Here is a 19,922-nt window from a genome sequence, read left to right as displayed (position 1 = left end):
CGAGACTCACAGGCGGCTGAGATCGGGGAAGGGCCGGACCGGATCGCGGCCGTCCCAGTCGAGGGAGGCGTTGCGGATCAGGTCGAACATCTTGCCCTTCGGCCCGGCGACCTCCGACAGCTCGATCACCGTGCCGGGGTGGTACTCGGTGTCGAAATAGACGAAGCGGCCCTTCTCGCCGACCTCGCCGCTCATCACCGGCTTGAAGCCCTGGCCGGTCAGCCGCTCCAGGTCGGCGTCGTAGTCTTCGGTCCAGTAGGCGACGTGCTGGAGGCCGGTGCGGCCCGCCTTCAGGAAGTCGCGGTACATCGACGGCGCGTCGTTGCGGGTCTGGATCAGCTCCATCTGGAGCGGGCCGGAGTTGGCGAGCGCGACCGAGTTGTGAACCTCGTACCGCTCCCCGCGGTAGGTGTAGTTCCGGATCGGAACCCGCTCGTTGTAGAACCACGGGCCGATGCCCAGGGTGCGGCTCCAGTAGTCCATGGCGGCTTCGATGTCGTCAACGACGTAGCCAGCCTGCCGGATCTGGCCGAAGAATCGGCTCATGAAGGAACTCCTGATTTTATCGTTATGGGGGGACCGGCAAGACTTCAGTAGGGAAGGAAGCCGGTGGAAATCCACGGAATGGCGGCGACCACGATCAGGCCCACGAGAAGGGCGGCGACGTAGCCCCAGATGTGTTTCAGGCCTTCGTCCGGGCTGACCTTGCTGATGGCGCAGGCGCCGTAGTAGCCGACGCCGAAGGGCGGGGCGAACAGGCCGATGCCCATGGCGAAGATCACGACCATCGCGTAATGCACTTCGTGCACCCCGGCGTCGCGGGCGATGGGGAACAGCAGCGGGCCGAACAGGACGATGGCGGGGATGCCCTCCAGCACGCTGCCCAGGATGATGAAGGCGACGATGGAGATGGCGAGGAAGCCGTAACCGCCGCCGGGGATGTCGGCCATCCACAGGGCCAGCGCGCGGGAGAAGCCGGACTGCGTCAGGCCCCAGGCCATGGCGGTGGCGCAGCCGACGATGAAGATGATCGCCCCGGTCAGCGACGCCGTCTCGATCAGCATCGGCTTCAACCGCGCCCAGTCGAACTGGCGGTAGACCAGCAGGCCCATGAGGGTGGAGTAGGCGATGCCGATGGTCGACACTTCGGTCGCCGTCGCCACACCTTCCACCACCGCGGCGCGGATGACGAAGGGCAGCAGGATGGCCGGCAGGGCGGCTACGGCCAGACGGGCGATCTCGGACGCCGGCGGGCGGCGGATGTGGCTCAGATCCTCATGGCGGTAGCGCCACCAGACGACGGCGCAGAGCGCCGCACCCAGAACCACCGCCGGCAGCAGGCCGCCCGCGAACAGCGCCGCGATGGACACGCCGGTGACCGAGCCGATGGTGATGAGGACGATGGAGGGCGGGATGGTCTCGGTCTGCGCGCCGGTCGCCGACAGAAGGGCCACGAGGTCGCCCGGAGGGGCGCCGCGCTTCTTCATCTCCGGGAACAGCACCGGCGCGATGGCCGCCATGTCGGCGATCTTCGAGCCGGAGATGCCCGACACCAGATACATCGCCCCGATCAGCACGTAGGACAGGCCGCCGCGCACATGGCCGAGCAGGCTGGCGAGGAATTGGATCATGGCGCGGGCCATGCCGGTCATCTCGATCAGCAGGCCGAGGAAGACGAACAGCGGCACCGCCAGCAGGATCAGGTGCGACATGCCCTCGTCCAGCCGCCCGACCATGACGAGCAGCGGCGTCGAGGTGGTCAGCGCCAGATAGCCGAAGGTGGCCAGCGCGAAGGAGAAGGCGATGGGAACGCCGCCGAACACGCAGGCGGCGACCACGCCGACGAAGAAGATGACGAGGTTGGCCTGCCCCAGCGGCTTCAGCACCGGCCCGGCCAGCCAGAAGGCCACGGTCACCGCCGCGGTCAGCGCGACCGCCGCGAGCGTGATCCGGAGATTGCGCATCCGCATCAGCCGGATCAGCGCCACCACGGCCATCAGCCCCAGCCCGGTCGGCAGGGCCGCCGCGCGCCAGGCGTTGCTGATCTCCAGCGCCGGAGTGACGATGAACTGCTCCTCCACGGCGTAGTCCAGGGCGGGGTGCAGGATCATCGCCAGGAAGGCGATGGGCGCCGTGATCGCCAGCGTTTCCAGCAGGGCGCGCGGCGTCGGGCCGACGCGGCTGACCAGACCGGTCATCCGCATGTGCTCGCCGCGGCGCAGCGCCACCACGGCGCCCAGCATGGACAGCCACAGGAAGAGGATGGAGGCCAGCTCGTCCGACCACACCAGCGGCGCATGGAAGACGTAGCGCGCCGTCACCCCGGCCAGCAGGATGGCGATCTCGGCCAGAACGATCAGGGCGGCGACGCCCTCCACCGTCGCGGCGAGGCCGCGGTCCAGCCGATCGGTCCAGGAACCGCCGGACGCGGCCCCTGGCATGGCGCCGCTCTCGTCGAGCGCCGTCGCGTGGTGAGACAAAGCCGCACCCTCCCTTCCCGTGTTGTCCACAGCCGTTCTTCAGGCCGTTCTTTAGGCGAGCTTGCCGACGGCGCCTTCCAGCAGCGCCCAGGCCTCGTCGCCGAAGCGGCCCTTCCATTCGCCGTAGAAGCCGCTGTCGCGGAGCTTGGCGCGGAAGCTGTCGGGCGACGGCTGGTTGAAGGCGAGTCCCTTGGACTGGAGGTCGGCCTGCACCGACTGGTTCAGCGCCTTAATGTCCTCGCGCTGCTGGACGCCGGCCTCGTTGATCGCGGTGGAGACGATCTTCTGCAGGTCCGGCGGCAGGCCGCGCCAAGCGCGCCCGTTGGCGATGAACCAGAAGCCGTCCCAGATGTGGTTGGACAGGGCGCAGTACTTCTGCACCTCGTACAGCTTGGCGACCTGGATGATCGGCAGCGGGTTCTCCTGCGCGTCGACGATGCGCGTCTGGAGCGAGGAATAGACCTCCGAGAACTGCAGGCTGGCCGGTGCGGCGGACAGCGACTTGAACATGGCGATGCTGAGCGGGCTGACCGGGACGCGGATCTTCAGCCCGTCCATGTCGGCGGCGGTCTGGATCGGCTTGGCCCCGCTGGTCATCTGGCGGAAGCCGTTGTCCCACATCTTCTCGAAGGCGTGCAGGCCGACCTTGGAGATGGCGCCGCGCACATGCTCGCCCAGCTTGCCGTCCATGGCGGACCAGACCTGCCCGTAATCGGCGAAGGCGAAGCCGACGGCGTTGATGGCGGCCACCGGGACCAGCGTGGCGATGACCAGCGCCGAGGGCGTGAAGAAGGTGATGCCGCCGCTGCGCACCTGCGACAGCATGTCGGTGTCGCCGCCGAGCTGGTTGTTCGGGAAGATCTGGATGTCGACGCGGCCGTTCGTCTCGCGGCGGATGCGCTCCGCCGCCTCGTGCGAGCGGACGTTCAGCGGATGGGTCAGCGGCAGGTTGTTGCCGTATTTGAAGTCGAACTCGGCGGCGCGGGCAATGCGCGGCGCGCCGATCAGGGTGGCGGTACCGGCCCCCGCGGCCAATCCGGCAGCCATTCCGATCGCCGGAGTGGCGGCCAACCCCTTGAGCATCGTGCGGCGCGAGAGCGGGTTCATGCTTTCCTCCCAGGAAACGTTGATGTAGTTTGATGTTTGACGGTGATTGTTGGTTGGACGGTATGTGCGCGGATGGCCGGTGTCAAACGCGAATGATGATGTGATTTGATGGGATCGGAGGGTTTTGAACCGTGATGCAGGATGATGCGGACGCCGTCGCCGCGCCCCCCGAAAACTCCCGCGGGCTGCCGCGGATCGCCGACATCGCCCGGCTGTCCGGCGTCTCCACGGCCACCGTGGACCGCGTGCTGAACCATCGCCCCGGCGTGCGCCCGGCGACCGTGCAGCGCGTGATGAAGGCGGCCGCGGAGCTGGATTACATCCCGGAATCGGATCTCGGCGCGGCGCTGGGACCGAAGCCGGTGCGGCTGGCCTTCCTGCTGCCGGACGGGACGAACCGCTACCTGACGCGGCTCGGGCAGCTCATCCGCCAGTCGGAGGCGGCGCTGGCCCCGCTGGGCATCCGCGCGCAGGTGGAATTCATCAAGAGCTTCAACCCCGACCTGCTGGCGCGCAGCCTGCTTCAGCACTGGCGCAAGGTCGACGGGGTGGCCTTCATGGCGCTGGAGCATCCGGCGGTGCGCGAGGCGGTGAACGAGCTGGCGGCGCGCAACGTGCCGACCGTGACGCTGATCTCCGACGTGCAGAACTGCCGGCGGGCCGCCTATGTCGGGCTCGACAACCGGGCGGCGGGACGGACGGCGGGCTATCTGTTCGCGCGCTTCCTCGGCGGGCGGGCGGGCAAGGTCGCGATGATCGCCGGCAGCCTCAGCTACCGCGCGCACGAGGACCGCGAGCTGGGATTCCTGAACGTTTTGAAGGAGATGGCTCCCGCCATCGAGGTGGTGGGGCTGCGCGAGGCCCACGACGACGAGGCCAAGAGCTACCGGCAGACGCGGACGCTGCTCAGCCACCACCCCGACCTTGCCGGCATCTACACCATCGGCGGCGGGGCGGAGGGCGTGGCCCGCGCGCTGAAGGAGGCGCGGCGGGAGCGCGAGGTCGTCTTCATCGGCCACGGCTTCACGCCGGAAACGCGTTCACTGCTGATCGACGGCACGATGGAGGCGGTGATCACCCAGGACCCGCGCAGCGCCCTGATGAGCTGCGCCGCCGTCTTCGCCAACCTGCGCGCGGGGCGGGAGGCGATGCACGGCGTGGAGCCGCCGCGCATCGAGGTCATCTTCAGGGAGAACCTGCCCCCCGCGGCTCCGCCGTGACCGGCGCCGGGGTGGGCACGGGCCGCTTGTCGCGCACCATGACGACCAGCAGGACGGCGCAGAGGATCAGCGCCAGCGCGGCGTAGGTGCGCAGCGGCGGCGTCTCGCCCAGCACGACGATGGCGCCGGTCACGCCGATCACCGGCACGATCAGCGAGCTGACCGAGGCCTGCGCGACGCTCAGCCGCCGCACGATGGCGAACCACAGCAGATAGCCGCCGACCATCGCCACCAGGATGTGGAAGACCAGCGCCACCAGCACGCGGGGCTCCAGCGCCAGCGTCGGGGCGGGGTCGAGCGCCAGCGCGAAGGGCAGCACCACCGGCAGGGAGATGGCGAACTGCCAGCCGGTGATGGCGTTCGGCCCCATGGTCCAGGCCGTCCGCTTGATGAGGACGTTGCCCAGCGCCCAGCTCAGCGCGCCGGTCAGCATGAAGGCGGGGCCGAGCGGCAGGGCGCCCAGCCGCAGCAGGTCGGGGCCGAGCAGAACGGCCAGGCCCGTCAGCCCGCAGGCCAGCCCCATCCACTGGCGCGGCCCCGGACGCTCGCCCAGGATGGGGATGGCCAGCAGCGTCGCCCACGCCGGCATGGTGTAGGCGATGATGGCGGCGCCCGAGGTCGCCATGTTCATCTGCCCGAAGGCGGAGCAGATGTTGAAGCCCGCCATGTTCAGCAGGGCGACGGCGACCAGCGGCCAGCGCTGCCCGCGCGGCACGGCCAGCGATTCCCCGCGCGACCGCGCGTAGGCGAACAGCACCGCCGCCCCGACGGCGAAGCCCAGGCTGCGCAGCGTCCAGGGCTGGATCTGGGTGAGGATGATCTTGACGGCGGGCCAGTTCAGGCCCCAGCAGACGCTGATGAGGCCCACCAGCGACAGATCCAGCGCCCGAGCGCGGCTTATCATGGCATGGGATTCCGGGTGTGGTGTGGATGCACGACTTTCACGATTGAAATTCCCTCTCCCCTCTGGGGAGAGGGTTAGGGTGAGGGGGATGCGCGTGGCGGAACGTCCGGCAAAAGCGCAACCCCCTCACCGGCCCTGCGGGCCGCCCTCTCCCCGGAGGGGAGAGGGTTAAAAGGGGCGGATGTGAAAACCCTGGTCAGAACGTCACCGCGTCGCCACCCTTCAGCGACAGCATGGCGCGGGCCTCGTTCGGCGTGGCGACCTCATGCGCCAGCCCCTCGATCAGCTTGCGGACCATGGCGACCTGCTCGGCGTTGGAGGTGGCGAGGCGGCCCGGTCCGGCCCACAGATTGTCCTCCAGCCCGACGCGCACGTTGCCGCCCAGGGCCAGCGACTGCGTGGCGATGGGCATCTGGTTGCGCCCGGCGCCGAGCACGGACCACACGAACTGGTCGCCAAACAGCCGGTCGGCGGTGCGCTTCATGTGCATCACGTCCTCCGGATGCGCGCCGATGCCGCCCAGGATGCCGAACACCGACTGCACGAACAGCGGCGGCGTCACCAGCTTGCGGTCCAGGAAATGGGCCAGCGTGTAGAGGTGGGAGATGTCGTAGCACTCGAACTCGAAGCGCGTCCCGTTGCCGGAGCAGGTCTTCAGGATGTGCTCGATGTCCTTGAAGGTGTTCTTGAAGACGAGGTCGCGGCTGTTCTCCAGATAGGTGCGCTCCCAGTCGTGCTGGAATTCGCTGAAGCGGTTCAGCATGGGGAACAGGCCGAAATTCATCGAGCCCATGTTGAGCGACGCGACCTCCGGCTGGAACTGCGCGGCGGGGCGCAGTCGGTCCTCCACCGTCATGGCGGCGCTGCCGCCCGTGGTGATGTTCACCACGGCCTTCGTCGCCTGCTTGATGCGCGGCAGGAAGCGCTGGAACAGATCCGGGTCCTGGGTGGGACGGCCGGTGTCCGGGTCGCGGGCGTGGAGATGGACGATGGCCGCTCCAGCCTCCACCGCGGCGATGGCCTCCGCCGCGATCTGGTCCGGAGTCACCGGCAGGTGCGGCGACATGCTGGGCGTGTGGATGGAGCCGGTCACCGCGCAGGTGATAATGACTTTGCGCGCGCTCTTCTTGGGCGTCGTCATGCTGTCCTCCCTTATCTCCCTCGCCCCTTGAGGGAGCGAGGGAAGTGTTGTTGTTCGTCAGATCACCGCTTCGATCAGGAAAGGGCCTTTGCGGGCGAAGGCGGTCGTCAGCAGGCGGTTGAAGCTCTCCGCGTCGGCGGCCTGTCCACCCTCCACCCCCATGCCGCGGGCGAGCGCCACCCAGTCGAGGTCCGGGCGGCCCAGCTCCGTGCAGTTGCGGGCGTTCGGCCCCATGTCGCGGAAGCCGAGGTTGCCCAGCTCCCATTGCAGGATGCCGTAGCGGCGGTTGGCGAAGATGATGGTCACCACGTCGGCCCGCTCGCGCGCCTGGCTCCACAGGGCCTGGAGCGTGTACATGCCGCTGCCGTCCGCCTGGACCGTCACCACCTTGCGGTCGGGGCAGGCGATGGCGGCACCGAGCGCCAGCGGCATGCCGATGCCGATGGCCCCGCCGGTGATGGTCAGCCAGTCGTGCGGGCGCGCCCCGGCGCAGGCCGTGTAGACCATCGGGCTGGAGGAAATGCCCTCGTCCACCACGATGGCGCCTTCCGGCAGCAGGGCCGCCAGGGACTGCCCGACGCTGTCGGCGGTGAGGGCGCCGGTCGCCGGTTCGGGCGGGGCGAGCAGCTGCGCCGGAACCGGCTCCCCGGCGGCGCCCACCGCCTCGACCAGCCAGCGCAGGGCGGCCAGGGCGTCGGCGCCCGGCGGGGCGACGGTGTGGATGCGGCAATCCTCCGGCGCCAGACGGCTGGGCTTGTCCGGGTAGCCGAAGAAGCCGACCGGCTCGCCCGAGCCGATCAGGACGACGTGCTTCGCCTCGGCCAGCGCGGCGATGCCGAGGTCGATGGGGTAGGGGAAGCGCTCCACCGTCACGCGGCCTGCCCCCCGCTCGATGCGGGTGGCGCCGGTGTGGGCGTAGAGTTTGGCGCCGGTCGCGGTGGCGATCTGCCCAGCCAGGGCGAGCCCCTCCGCCCGCGTGGCGCGGCCGTTCAGCAGAACGACCACCCGCTCCCCGCCGCGCAGGGCGTCGGCGGCGGCGCGCAGGGCGTCGGCGTCCGGGGCGGCGGGGGCGGGCAGCTTCACGATGATCGGGTCCACCGCCGCCGTGTCGTCCCAGGAGGAGTCCGACGGCAGGATCAGGGTGGACACGCCACCCGGCGGGGTCAGCGCGGCGCGGATGGCCTCCGCCGTGTCCGCGGCGACCGAGGCCGCGTCCGGCACCGTGCGCACCCAGGCCGACATGGGCTTCGCCAAGCCCTCCACGTCGGAGGTCAGCGGCGCGTCGACGCCGCGGTGCCACGTCGCGTGGTCGCCGACGATGTTGACCATCGGCACGCGGGCGCGCCGGGCGTTGTGCAGGTTGGCGAGACCGTTCGCCAGACCCGGCCCGAGATGCAGCAGCGTCGCCGCCGGGCGGTCAGTCATGCGGGCGTAGCCGTCCGCCGCGCCCGTCGCCACGCCTTCGAACAAGGTCGGGACGCAGCGCGCGCCGGGCATGCTGTCGAAGGCGGCCAGCGCGTGCAGCTCCGACGTGCCGGGGTTGGCGAAGCAGGTGTCGACGCCGTTCGCCATCAGCGTCCGGACCAGAATTTCCGCGCCCGGGATTTTCGCGCCTGGGATTTTTACGCCGGTCATCGTGCCGCCTCCGTGAGCCCGCCTTCGAAACCGTCCAGGAAGCTGGCGAGATTCACCGCCAGCGCGTCGCAATCGTAACCGCCTTCCTGCACAACCACGGTCGGCAGGCCGGCGCCGGCGATCTTGCGGCCCAGCGTGGCGAAGCCCGGCGTCGTCACTTTGAAGAAGGCCAGCGGGTCGCCGACGTAGGTGTCGAAGCCCAGCGACAGCACCAGCGCCTCCGGCCCGAAGGCGGCGATGTGGGTCAGCGCTCCGTCCACCGCGTCGAGGAAGGTGGACTCTTCGGTGCCCATGGGCAGGGGGATGTTCAGGTTGCTGCCCAGCCCGCGGCCCTTGCCGCGCTCGTGCGCGTAGCCGGCGAACCAGGGGTAGAAGTTGTTGGGATCGCCGTGGATCGACACGACCAGCACGTCGTCGCGCTCGTAGAAGATGGCCTGCGTGCCGTTGCCGTGATGGACGTCCACGTCGAAGACGGCGACGCGCGGCGCGCGGCCCTGCTGGGCCAGCACCGGCAGCATCGCCTGGGCGGCGACGGCGGCGTTGTTGATGTAGCAGAAGCCCCCGGCCATGTCGCGCGAGGCATGGTGCCCCGGTGGACGGCACAGGGCGTAGGCCGCGCGCTCCCGACCGCTCGCCACCATCAGCGCCGCGTGGACCGCCGTGTCGGCGCCGCCGCAGACCGCTTCCCAAGTGCCGGCGCCGATCGGGCAGGCGGTGTCCGCCATGTGCCAGCCCGCCTGACCGACGATGCCCGTGGGATACTCGGCCATGTCGGTGTTGCGGTGGACGTTGGGAACGATGACCTCCGACGCGTCGGGGAGGGCCGACCAGCGGGCGTGGGCGGTTTCCAGGAAGCGCAGGTAATCGGCGGAATGGACCGCCGCGCGCGGGCCGGCGCCGTAGGACGGCGGCTCCTCCACCGTCGCGCCGCGCGCGCGTAGGGAGCCGACGAGCGCCTCCGCCCGTTCCGCCTTCTCCGGCGAGGGCTTCGGCTGGCCGCGCACCAGGAAGGTCGGCGGACGATGGCGCAACTGGGCCTCGGCAAAGACGTAGCGCATGGACAGGCTCCCGGAGTGAATTGATCCCCTCTCCCCTCTGGGGAGAGGGTTAGGGTGAGGGGGATGTGCGTGTCGGACCGTTCGGCAAAAGCGCAACTCCCTCACCCCGGCCCTCTCCCCAGAGGGGAGAGGGGGAAAAGACAGATGTTACCCAGCTGTCGCCAGAACCGCGTCGGCCAGCACCGCGCAGCCGGACGCGGCGTGTTCGGGCTTGATGTTCTCCGCCTCATTGTGGCTGAGGCCATTCTCGCAGGGGATGAAGATCATCGCCGTCGGCACCTTGCGCGCGACATAGACCGCGTCATGGCCGGCCCCGGACACGATGTCGCGGTGGCTGAGGCCGCGCCGCTCCACCGAGCGGCGGACGTGGCCGACCAGCTCCGGCGCGAAGGGCGTGGTCGGGAAGGCCCAGAAGTCGGTCAGTTCCAGAGTCAGGCCGCGCTTGTCTGCGATGGCGGCCAGCCGCTCGCGCAGCATGGCGTCCATACGGGCCAGCGCGTCGGGGTCCGGGTTGCGCAGGTCGATGGTGAACCAGACGCGGCCGGGAATGACGTTGCGGGAGTCCGGGTGGACCTGGACGCGCCCGATGGTCGAGCAGGCGTCGCCGCCAACCTCCAGCGCGATGGCCTCCACCGCCTCCATCATCACGGCGGCGCCGGCCAGCGCGTCGCGGCGCAGGCGCATCGGCGTCGGCCCGGCGTGGGATTCGCGGCCCGTCACCGTCGCCTCGTACCAGCGCTGGCCCTGCGCGCCGGTCACTACCCCGATCTCGACGTCCTCGGCCTCCAGCACCGGGCCCTGCTCGATGTGCGCCTCGAAATAGGCGCCCATGGCGTGGCCGGTGACCGGGACCTCGCCCTTGTAGCCGATGCGCGCCAACTCGTCGCCCAGGCGGACGCCGTCGGTGTCGCGGATGTCCAGCACATGGTCGAGCGTGAAGACGCCCATCGCCACGCCCGACCCCAGCATCGGCGGGGAGAAGCGCGCGCCCTCCTCGTTGGTCCAGACGATCAGGTCGATGGGGGCGTCCGTTTCGATGCCCTGGTCGTTGAAGCTGCGGATGACCTCCAGCCCGGCCAGCACGCCGTAGATGCCGTCGAAGCGGCCGCCGGTCGGCTGGGTGTCCAGATGACTGCCCATGCAGACGGCGGGACGGTCGGGGTTGCGGCCCGGACGGCGGGCGAAGATGTTGCCCACCTCGTCCACCGTCACGGTGCAGCCGGCCTCCTCGCACCAGCGCACGAAGAGGTCGCGCCCTTCCTTGTCGAGGTCGGTCAGCGCCAGACGGCACAGACCGCCCTTCGGCGTCGCGCCGATCTTCGCCAAGTCCATCAGGGTCCGCCACAGGCGGTCGCCGTCGATGCGCAGGTCAGACATGGTCCCTATCCCGATCCCAATTCCGAATTATTGTTGAGTCTCAGCGCGAACCGCGGTCAGCAGCCCGGTCACCGTGGGCAGGCTCAACCCCGCCCTGTTTGCCAATTCCAGCGGTGCGTCCAGCACCGCTTCGATCTCCGCCCGCCGGCCCGCCGCCACGTCGGCGCGCAGCGCCGGACGGATGCGGCCCGGATGCTGGGCCATGGTCCACACATCCTCGACCTTCGCCGTCGCCGGGTGGCCGAGCGCCGCCGACAAGGCCAGCACTTCCTCCACCACCGCCGCGAAGCCGGGCTGAAGGGCGTCGTCGTGGGCGATCTCCTGCGCCGTCTTCCCAGTGGCGAGGCCGAGCAGGCCGAAGGCGAAGGGCGCCAGCAGCGCCGTCCACACCTCCGCCCGGATGTCCGGCACGGCCAGCGCGTTGAAGCCGCCCGCCCCGAACAGAGCCGCCAGATCACGGACTCCTTCGTTCCCCGTTGCCGGTCCGAGGGCGAGCCGCAGCCCGCCGAGATGCCGCAGATAGCCGGGGGTCCGCCGCTCCACCGCCACGCGGGCGACGGCGCCGACGATGCGGTCCGCCGGGATGGCGTCCGACAGCAACCCCTTCGGATCGACCGCCTTCAGGGGGCCGGCAATGGCCTCGTCCGCCGGGTACCACCAGGGAATGCCGCCGACCACCGGCACCAGCCGCGTCTTGGGTCCCAGCAGGGGAAGAAGCAGGTCCAGAACGTCGGTCAGCAGCGGCGCGGGCACCGCAAGCACCACGACGTCCTGCGGGCCGAGGGCCAGCGTGTCGTCGGTCACCTCGGGCCGCACCGTCACTGGACGGCCGGAGGGGCCTTCGACGGTCAGCCCGTCGCGCCGCAGCGTGTCGAGCGTCCGCCGCCGGGCGACCAGCGCGGCCGGCAGCCCGGCGGCGGTCAGCCGCGCGGCGATCAGACCGCCGACCGCCCCGGCCCCGATGACGGCGACCTTCATGCCCGCCCCGTCAGGCGCTGGTGCGCAGGGCGGCCGACCGCCGCGTCACCGGGACCACGTCCTCCGGGATGGTCCAGCCCTTGCCGGGAATGGCGTCCAGCAGGGTGCGGGTGTAGCTGTGCTGCGGGTTGCCGAACACCTCCTTCGCCGGGCCGATCTCGACGATGCGGCCTTTCTGCATGACCGCGATGGTGTCGCAGATCTGGGCGGCGATGCGCAGGTCGTGGGTGATGAACAGCATCGACAGGTTCAGCCGGTGCCGCAGATCCTCCAGCAGGTCGAGCACCTGCGCCTGCACCGACACGTCGAGCGCCGACACCGGCTCGTCGGCGATCAGCAGCTTCGGCTCCAGCGCCAGGGCGCGGGCGATGGAGATGCGCTGGCGCTGCCCGCCGGAGAACTCATGCGGGAAGCGTTCCGCCGCCGAGGCGTCGAGCCCGACGAGTTTGAGCAGCGCCTTCGCCTTCTCAAGCGCCTTGTGGCGGTCCTCGCCGAAGGCCACCGGCCCCTGGGTGATGATGTCGCCCACAGTGTGGCGCGGGTTCAGCGAGGCGTAGGGGTCCTGGAAGACCATCTGCACATGCCGCCGGTAGGGCCGGAAGGCCGGGCGCGATAGCGACAGCAGGTCGACCCCTTCGAACAGGATCCTGCCCGAATCCGGCTTGATGAGGCCGACGATGGAGCGGCCCAGAGTTCGACTTGCCGGAGCCGGATTCGCCGACCAGCCCGACCGTCTCGCCCTGGTGGATGGTCAGCGACAGGTCGTCGCCCGCCACCACCTTGCGCCCCGGCGTGAAGAAGCCGCCACCGAGGTGGAAGGTCTTGCACACCTTCTCCGCCGTCAGCACGGGCTGGCGCGCGTGGGTGAAGTCCTCGCGGTGCTCGATCAGGTGCGGGACGGCGGCGATGAGCTGGCGGGTGTAGGGGTGCCGCGGGTGGTTCAGGACCTCCTCGGCGGTGCCGATCTCGACGATCTGGCCGCGCTGCATCACCGCCACGCGGTGGGCGATCTCCGCCACCACGCCGAAGTCGTGGGTGATGAACATCACGCCCATGCGGCGCTTGGCCTGGATGTCCTGGATCAGCTCCAGGATCTGCTTCTGGGTGGTGACGTCGAGCGCAGTCGTCGGCTCGTCGGCGATCAGGATGTCCGGCTCCACCGCCAGCGCCATGGCGATCATCACGCGCTGGCGCTGGCCGCCCGACAGGCGGAACGGGTAGCTGCGGCGCAGATGGTCCGGCTCCGGCAGGCCGACCGAGGCGAGAAGCTCCACCACGCGCGCCCGGCGGGCGGCGCGGTCGAGCGTGGTGTGGTAGCGCAGGACCTCGTCGATCTGGTCGCCGACCCGCATCAGCGGATTCAGCGCCGTCATCGGCTCCTGGAAGATCATGGCGATGCGGCCGCCGCGCAAGCTCCGCTGGTCGCGCTCCGGCAGGCTGAACACGTTGGTGCCCTGGTGACGGATCTCGCCGGAGGAGACTTTTACCGCCTTGGGCAGCAGGCCCAGCACGGCGTGCGCGGTCATCGACTTGCCCGACCCGGACTCGCCGACCACGCAGAGGATTTCCCCGGGCTCCAGCGTGAAGGTCAGGTCCTGGACCGCGTGCGGTCGGTCGGCGCCGCGCGGCAGGTCGATGGTCAGGTTGCGGACGTCGAGGAGAGGCGTCTCGGTCATCAGGAACGGCCCTTTCGCGCCAGCTTGGGATTTAGCGCGTCGTTCAGCCCCTCACCCACCAGGTTGAGGGCAAGCACTGTCAGAAGGATCGCGATGCCGGGGAAGAAGCTCATCCACCAGGCCTGACGGATCACGGTACGGGCCGCACCCACCATGTAGCCCCAGCTCATCAGGTTCGGATCGCCAAGCCCGAGGAAGGAGAGGGAGCTTTCCAGCAGGATCGCCGTCGCCACCATCAGCGACGCCGACACGATGATCGGGGACAGGCTGTTGGGCAGGATCTGGCGCCAGATGATCGTCATGTTCGACTGGCCGGTGGTCACCGCGGCGTGCACGAACTCGCGCGAGCGCAGGCTCATGAACTCGCCGCGCGCCAGCCGGGCCAGCGGCGGCCAGGACACGATGGCGATGGCCAGCACGATGGAGGTCAGCGACGGCGTGAAGATCGCCACCAGCACGACGGCCAGCACGAAGTTCGGGATGGTCTGGAACAGCTCGGTGAAGCGCATCACCAGATCGTCCACGCGTCCGCCGTAGAAGCCGGAAACGGCCCCCAGGAACACACCGATCAGCACGGCGACAGCGGTCGAGGTCAGCCCGATCAGCAGCGACACCCGCGCCCCGTGGGCGATGCCCGCCGCGATGTCGCGGCCCAGCGTGTCGGAGCCGAGCAGCGCGTCCTCCGACAGCGGCGGCTGGAAGGGCATCGCGGTCATGTCCCATGGGCTGTCCGGGTACAGCACGTCGGCGAAGGCCGCCATGAGGACGATCAGGGTCAGGAAGGCCAGCCCGATCACCGCGCCCTTGTTGCGGGCGAAGGCGCTCCAGAAGCCGGACCCCTTGCGGGCGGGGGTGATGGCCGCGGCGGTCATGGCGCCACCTCGATGCGCGGATCGACCAGGGAATAGATCAGGTCGGTCAACAGGTTGAACACCACCACCACCACCGAGGTCAGAAGGAAGATGCCGAGCAGGACCTGATAGTCGCGCTGCAACACGGCCTCGAAGGCGAGGCGCCCGATGCCGGGGAGCGCAAAGACGGTCTCGATCAGGATGGAGCCGCCGATCAGGTGCCCTGCCTGGAACCCTGCCACCGTGATGACGGGCAGGATAGCGTTGCGCAGGATGTGCACCGACACGATGCGCCATTCCGGCAGGCCCTTGGCCCGCGCCGTCTTGACGAAGTCCATGTCGCGCACCTCCAGGATCGAGGCGCGGGTCAGCCGGGTGTAGACGGCCATGTAGAAGAGGCCGAGCGTGGTCACCGGCAGCACGAGGTGCTTCGCCCGGTCGAGGAAGGCGTCCCAGCCGGTGTAGCCGGCGCCGATGCTCTCCGTGCCGAAGGCGGGCAGCCAGCCGAGATTGACCGAGAAGAGGAGGATCAGCATCAGGCCGATCCAGAAGATCGGCGTCGCGTAGGCGGTCAGCCCGACCACGGTGATGGCGGTGTCCGACCAGGTGCCGGCGCGCATCGCCGCCAGCGTGCCGAGCGCTACGCCGCCCAGCAGGGCCAGCACGAAGGCGGTCAGCGTCAGCGACAGGGTGACGGGCAGGCGGTCCATCAGCAGGTCGAAGACGGGGCGCTGCTGGCGGTAGGAATAGCCGAGGTCCGCTTGCACCACCTTGGACATGTAGGTGCCGAGCTGCTCGTACAGGGGGCGGTCGAGGCCGAACTGCTGGCGGAGCTGTTCGACGAACTTGGCATCGGCGGCCCCGGCCTCGCCCGCCATCACCGCGGCGGGATCGCCGGGCGCTGCGTGGACCAGGAAGAAGTTGAACACGGCGATCGCCAGAATGACGAAGACCGCCTTCACCAGCCTCTGTGAGATGAATAGGGCGATGCGGGGCATACTCTAAATCTCCCTCTCCCCTCCGGGGAGAGGGTCGGGGTGAGGGGGTTCGGCAATTGCCGAACTCTCCTGTGTCCCCACGACCCCCTCACCCTAACCCTCTCCCCAGAGGGGAGAGGGGACTGAGGGACGTTACTTCTTGACCATGTAGACGCTGTCGTAGCTCTCGTTCACGCCGATGGCGGTCGTGACGGCGTTCTTAAAGCGCTTGTCCACAAAGGTCGGGAACTCCATCTCCAGCAGCCAGGCCACCGGCACGTCCTCGACCAGGATCTTCTGGACGGCGGAGTAGAGCTGCTGGCGCTCCTCGTCCTTGTTGGTCTGGGCGGCCTGGGCGAACAGCTTGTCCACCTCGGGGTTGGAGTAGCCCATGGTGTTGGAGAACATCACGCCCTTGCGGATGTTGTCCGAGATGTAGGTGCGCGACACGCCGAGCGCCGGGTCGCCGTACTGGTAGACGAAGTTGAAGGTCAGATCGTAGTTCCAGTTGGACACGCGGTCGTTCCAGCCGGCGACGTCGGTGGTCTCCAGCGTCACGTCGACGCCGACGCGCTTCATCGCCTGCTTCACGTACTCGCCGAGGCGGGTCCAGGTCTCGCCGTAGGGCATGACGAGCAGGCGGACCTTGGCGCGCGTGCCGTCGGCGCCCTTCTTGTAGCCGGCCTCCTCAAGCAGCGCCTCGGCCTTCTTCGGGTCGAAGTCGTACTTCTTGACGTTGGCCTCGTGGAAGCGGGTGACCGAGTTCACCGGGCCGGTGGCCGGGCGGCCGAGGCCGAACCAGATCTTGTCGCGGATGAACTTGCGGTCGATGGCGTGCATCATCGCCTGCCGGAAGCGCTTGTCGTCCAGCGGCTTGTTGCGCGTGTTGATCTCGATCCAGGACAGCGGCGCGAAGAACTCGTAGCCCTTGGTCGTCATCTCGACGTTGGGCAGGCCCTTCAGGCGCGGGACGTCGAAGCTCTCGATGTCGTTGAACTGGGTCTGCTGGACGGTGCCCTGCTCCAGCGCGACGGCGCGCGAGGCGGCGTCGGGGATCACGCGGAAATAGATGTCGTCCAGATAGGGCTTGCCGGCCTTCCAATACTCGTCGTTGCGGACGAGATGGATGTAGGAGCCCTTGACCCATTCCTTGAACTTGAAGGGGCCGGTGCCGATCGGGGCGGCGTTGGCCGGGTTGGCCTTGAAGTCGGTGCCTTCATAGATGTGCTTCGGCATCATCGGGGCCGACGACACCTCGAAGCCCTGAAGGAACGGGCCGAACGGCTCCTTCAGCGTGAACTGGACGGTGTAGTCGTCCAGCACCTCGATCTTCTCGCACTTGGAGAAGGTGGCGCGGGCGCGCGGGTGGGTCTCCATCAGGAACTTGGAGGTGGAGAAGACCACGTCGTGGGCGGTGAAGGGCTTGCCGTCGTGCCACTTGGCGTTCTTCACCAGCTTGAAGGTGTAGACCTTGCCGTCGGGCGAGACTTCCCAGCTTTCCGCCAGTTCCGGCTGCGGCTTCAGGTCGAAGCTGAAGGTCAGCAGGCCCTGGTAGATCTTGCCGGCGACCGTCTGCGTCGGACCCTGCTGGTTGAGGCCCAGCACCAGGATCGGCGGTTCCGGCTGGACGATGATGTTCATCGTGCCGCCGCGCTCCTGCGCCGCGGCGACGCCGGGCACGGTCAGCGCCAGCGGCGCCGCCAAGGCGGCGGCCAGCGCCGCGGCGGTCAGGGTTTGACGAAAGTGACGCAAACGATTGCTCATGTCTGAAGCCCCCTTATTGTTGATTCTCGGCACGCGACCGTTATGGATCGATGGATTCGAGGCCGCACCAGTCGGCCATGAACAGGGCGAGCACGGCGGTCACCTTCGCCACGCTGTCGAGCGAGACGGACTCGTCGATGCCGTGGATGCGCTCCGCCTCCGGGCCGTAGCAGGTGGCCGGCGTGTCGCCGTAGAGCAGGAAGTTGCGGACGTCGGTGGTGCAGGTCTGGGCCAGCTTCGGCGCCGGGGTCCCGAAGATCGACCGGTGGGCGGTGTCCAGTGCCTCCAGCATCGGGTGATCGGGGTCCAGCGTGCAGCCCTCGGCCTGGAAGCCGCGGAAGATGACGTGCGCGTCGATCCCTTTGAGGTCGGAGTCGCCGCGGCAGGCCTCGGCCACCGCGCGCTCGATCTCGGCGCTGACCTCGGCGGCGGCGCGGCCGGGCGGGAAGCCGAAGCGCAGCTCCATCCGGCAGCGGGTGGGGACGGAGGACGCCCATTCGCCGCCCTCGACGTGCCCGACGTTCAGGTTGTAGGGGTGGTGATGGTGCGCGTAGGCGGGATGCCGCCCGTCCGGGTGGTTCCAGGCCGACTCCAGCGCCTTCAGATGCTTCAGCACGCGGAAGGCCGCCTCGATGGCGTTCAGACCGGCGCCGGTGTCCAGCACATGGGCGGGGCGGCCGGTCACCTCCAGCTCGCACCGGATGACTCCGACCTGGGCGATCTGGAGCGTGTGGTTGAAGGGCTCTGGGATCACCGCGGCGTCGGCCTTGTAGCCGCGGGCGACGCAGGCGAGCGCGCCGTTGCCGGTGCATTCCTCCTCGACCACCGACTGGAGATAGACCGGGGCGGCGGGCTGGACGCCCAGGCTTTGCAGCGCCTTGAAGGCCATGACGTAGGCGGCGATGCCCGCCTTCATGTCGCCGGCGCCGCGCCCGTAGAGGCGGCCGTCGCGGACCACCGGCTCGAAGGGCGGGGCAGACCACAGCTCCTCCGGCCCGGTCGGCACCACGTCGATGTGGCCGTTCAGGATCAGCGACTTGCCGGTCGCCCGCCGGGGCTTGTGGACGCCGACGACGTTCTCGCGGCCTTCGTAGGAGATCAGCGAGGGGGACCAGCCGGGCTGGGCCTTCAGCGCCTCCTCGTCGATGGCGAAGCGGTCCACCTCCAGGCCCATGTCCCGGAAGATCCGTTCCATCAGATCCTGCGCCGGGCCTTCCTGCCCCAGCAGGCTGGGGCTCCGGACCAGATCGGACAGCAGGCTCACTCCGTCCTCGCGCAGCTTCGCCACCGCGCCCAGGATCGCATCCCGGTCCACGGCTGCAATGCTCCGCCCACCCTCGTGGGATGCGGGCATGACGACTCCGTTCTTACCACTCCGCCGCGCAGTCGTCCGTGTGGGTCGGCAAATCACCGGGAAGAAACCGGGGTGATTTCGACTTTCGGACTATGACCCTGGTTTTGCCCGGTTGGGCGAAGCCGGGGATCGACCGCTGACGACCGGCGTATTACAATTCAGCTTCTCATCCTCCGCCAAATCGATAATCCTCATTGCCGACATAAGCAGGATTTATGGCGATGGGTTTTCCCCCGATGACGGCGCGCGATCTGGAACGGCTGGGCCACCAGCTGGACTGGAACCTGCTGCGCACCTTCATGGTGATCGTGCAGGAGCAGGGGTTGACCCGCGCGGCGCAGCGCCTGGGGCTGACCCAGCCGGCGGTGTCCCAGGCCCTCAAGCGGCTGGAGGACCAGATGGGCCGCTCCCTGATCGAGCGCGGGCAGGGACGCTTCCGGGTGACCGAGGCCGGCGAGATCATCTACGCCGAGGTGCTGGAGATCTACGGCAACATCTCGCGCTTCGCCGTCCTGATGCGCGACATCCGCGAGGAGATTTCCGGCCACATCCGAATCCTGCTGGCCAGCCGGATCCAGTCGCTGCTGTTCGACGCCCTGCTGGAGCGCTTCCACGCCACCCACCCGCAGGTGACCTTCCGGCTGGACGTGATGGCGAGCGCCGACGTCCACATGGCGATCCAGCAAAAGACCGGCTCGCTCGGCCTCTGCCTGATGCGGGAGCCGCCCCCGCTGGTCGAGCACGCGCTGTTCGCCCGCCAGATCTACCGCCTCTATTGCGGGCCGCGGCACCATCTGTTCGGCCGCACCGGCCTGACGCTGGGCGATCTGCGCAGCGAGGGATTCGTCTCCTTCACCTCCGACCAGATCGGCGGGGTGCTGTCGCCGCTGGCCGTCTTCCGCGCGCAGGAGGGGATCGAGAGCCGGATCGTCGGTGCCTCGGTCAATCTGGACGAGGTGCGGCGCATGATCTCCGTCGGGCTGGGCATCGGGCCGCTGCCCCGCCATGTGGCGGAGCGCGACGTGCGCGACGGCCTGCTCTGGCCCCTGCCGCCGGAGGAGGGGGTGGCGCCGGTGGACATCCATCTGCTGTGGAACCCCGCCGCCAAGATGAACCGGGCGGAGCGCGCCTTCATCGAGCATTGCCGCGCCGCCGTCGCCGCCATCCCGCTCGACCTGCGTTTCGATCCGGTGGCGGTGAGCGAATGGGTCGACCACCAGTTCGGCGGCGACTGATCCTTCCGCGTTTTTGATATTCCCAGGGGCTTGCGCCATCATCCAGCGGATAACGCGGCGCTTGCGCGCTTGCAAGCGGTCGCAAGCAAAAATTCCCATTGTCTTCTCCGCTCTTCGATAAACGGAAGATTCCTTTTTGAAAAACAGAGACTTCCTGGAGTCTTC

Annotated in this window: 15 protein-coding genes and 1 pseudogene; 2 read left to right on the top strand and 14 right to left on the bottom strand. The window is 69.0% G+C overall.

The features are described 5' to 3' along the window. Positions 1-6: 6 nt before the first annotated feature. From ACWPN7_RS32180 to ACWPN7_RS32170, 3 genes are read right to left on the bottom strand one after another with little or no spacing between them, the layout of a single operon-like run. A complete protein-coding gene (locus ACWPN7_RS32180) occupies positions 7-546 on the bottom strand; it encodes a VOC family protein (RefSeq protein WP_109071561.1) in 540 nt (179 codons plus the stop codon). A gap of 44 nt (positions 547-590) precedes the next feature. After that, positions 591-2,480 (bottom strand): TRAP transporter large permease, encoded by a 1,890-nt coding sequence (locus ACWPN7_RS32175; RefSeq protein WP_456510892.1) that lies wholly within the window; start codon positions 2,478-2,480, stop codon positions 591-593. Positions 2,481-2,531: 51 nt separating this feature from the next. After that, positions 2,532-3,587, bottom strand: a complete 1,056-nt coding sequence (locus ACWPN7_RS32170; protein WP_459197007.1) for a TRAP transporter substrate-binding protein — start codon at positions 3,585-3,587, stop codon at positions 2,532-2,534. Positions 3,588-3,721: 134 nt separating this feature from the next. Between ACWPN7_RS32170 and ACWPN7_RS32165 the strand changes: the two genes are divergently transcribed. Beyond that, positions 3,722-4,807, top strand: a complete 1,086-nt coding sequence (locus ACWPN7_RS32165) for a LacI family DNA-binding transcriptional regulator (RefSeq protein WP_456529626.1) — start codon at positions 3,722-3,724, stop codon at positions 4,805-4,807. On the opposite strand, the gene ACWPN7_RS32160 is transcribed toward ACWPN7_RS32165, so the two are convergent. The 11 genes and pseudogenes from ACWPN7_RS32160 to ACWPN7_RS32110 form a co-directional block, all read right to left on the bottom strand. Continuing rightward, positions 4,773-5,711 carry a DMT family transporter gene (locus ACWPN7_RS32160; RefSeq protein ID WP_137142135.1) on the bottom strand — a complete coding sequence of 313 codons (939 nt, stop codon included), beginning with the start codon at positions 5,709-5,711 and terminating at the stop codon, positions 4,773-4,775. The two genes, ACWPN7_RS32165 and ACWPN7_RS32160, sit on opposite strands and share 35 nt — an antisense overlap. A gap of 196 nt (positions 5,712-5,907) precedes the next feature. Continuing rightward, complete coding sequence (gene kce / locus ACWPN7_RS32155) at positions 5,908-6,852, bottom strand: 3,5-dioxohexanoate:acetyl-CoA acetone transferase (protein WP_459197008.1); 945 nt, start codon at positions 6,850-6,852, stop codon at positions 5,908-5,910. Between the two features lie 57 nt (positions 6,853-6,909). After that, positions 6,910-8,487 (bottom strand): acetolactate synthase large subunit, encoded by a 1,578-nt coding sequence (locus tag ACWPN7_RS32150; protein ID WP_459197009.1) that lies wholly within the window; start codon positions 8,485-8,487, stop codon positions 6,910-6,912. Beyond that, positions 8,484-9,545, bottom strand: a complete 1,062-nt coding sequence (locus ACWPN7_RS32145) for a histone deacetylase family protein (RefSeq protein WP_040136159.1) — start codon at positions 9,543-9,545, stop codon at positions 8,484-8,486. Before ACWPN7_RS32145 ends, ACWPN7_RS32150 begins: the two co-directional genes overlap by 4 nt. Positions 9,546-9,692: 147 nt before the next feature. Next, the gene (locus ACWPN7_RS32140) at positions 9,693-10,922 is read right to left on the bottom strand and encodes a Zn-dependent hydrolase (protein WP_040136161.1); all 1,230 of its coding nucleotides are present in this window, start codon (positions 10,920-10,922) and stop codon (positions 9,693-9,695) included. Between the two features lie 27 nt (positions 10,923-10,949). Then, entirely contained in the window at positions 10,950-11,900 is a 951-nt protein-coding gene (locus ACWPN7_RS32135; protein ID WP_459197010.1) for a ketopantoate reductase family protein, read from the bottom strand. A 10-nt stretch (positions 11,901-11,910) separates the two neighbouring features. Next, positions 11,911-13,576: pseudogene (locus tag ACWPN7_RS32130) on the bottom strand (ABC transporter ATP-binding protein). Next, positions 13,576-14,448: an ABC transporter permease gene (locus ACWPN7_RS32125; protein ID WP_051658434.1), complete on the bottom strand. Its 873-nt coding sequence runs from the start codon at positions 14,446-14,448 to the stop codon at positions 13,576-13,578. The pseudogene ACWPN7_RS32130 and the gene ACWPN7_RS32125 overlap by 1 nt, the downstream one beginning before the upstream one ends. After that, on the bottom strand, positions 14,445-15,425 hold the full coding sequence (locus tag ACWPN7_RS32120) for an ABC transporter permease (protein WP_014241864.1): 981 nt from the start codon (positions 15,423-15,425) through the stop codon (positions 14,445-14,447). Before ACWPN7_RS32120 ends, ACWPN7_RS32125 begins: the two co-directional genes overlap by 4 nt. Before the next feature lie 132 nt (positions 15,426-15,557). Next, on the bottom strand, positions 15,558-17,168 hold the full coding sequence (locus ACWPN7_RS32115) for an ABC transporter substrate-binding protein (protein WP_459197012.1): 1,611 nt from the start codon (positions 17,166-17,168) through the stop codon (positions 15,558-15,560). A gap of 40 nt (positions 17,169-17,208) precedes the next feature. Next, positions 17,209-18,483 carry a M20 family metallopeptidase gene (locus ACWPN7_RS32110; RefSeq protein WP_459197013.1) on the bottom strand — a complete coding sequence of 425 codons (1,275 nt, stop codon included), beginning with the start codon at positions 18,481-18,483 and terminating at the stop codon, positions 17,209-17,211. 260 nt (positions 18,484-18,743) lie between these two features. On the opposite strand from ACWPN7_RS32110, the gene ACWPN7_RS32105 reads away from it, so the two are divergent. Beyond that, positions 18,744-19,757, top strand: coding sequence for a LysR family transcriptional regulator (locus ACWPN7_RS32105; RefSeq protein ID WP_459197014.1), 1,014 nt, complete (start codon positions 18,744-18,746; stop codon positions 19,755-19,757). Positions 19,758-19,922 lie beyond the last annotated feature (165 nt).

It is taken from the genome of Azospirillum sp. UENF 312511, assembly GCF_058780635.1.
Note: the sequence above shows the minus strand (reverse complement) of the source record. Positions and strands in the feature narration are given on the sequence as shown.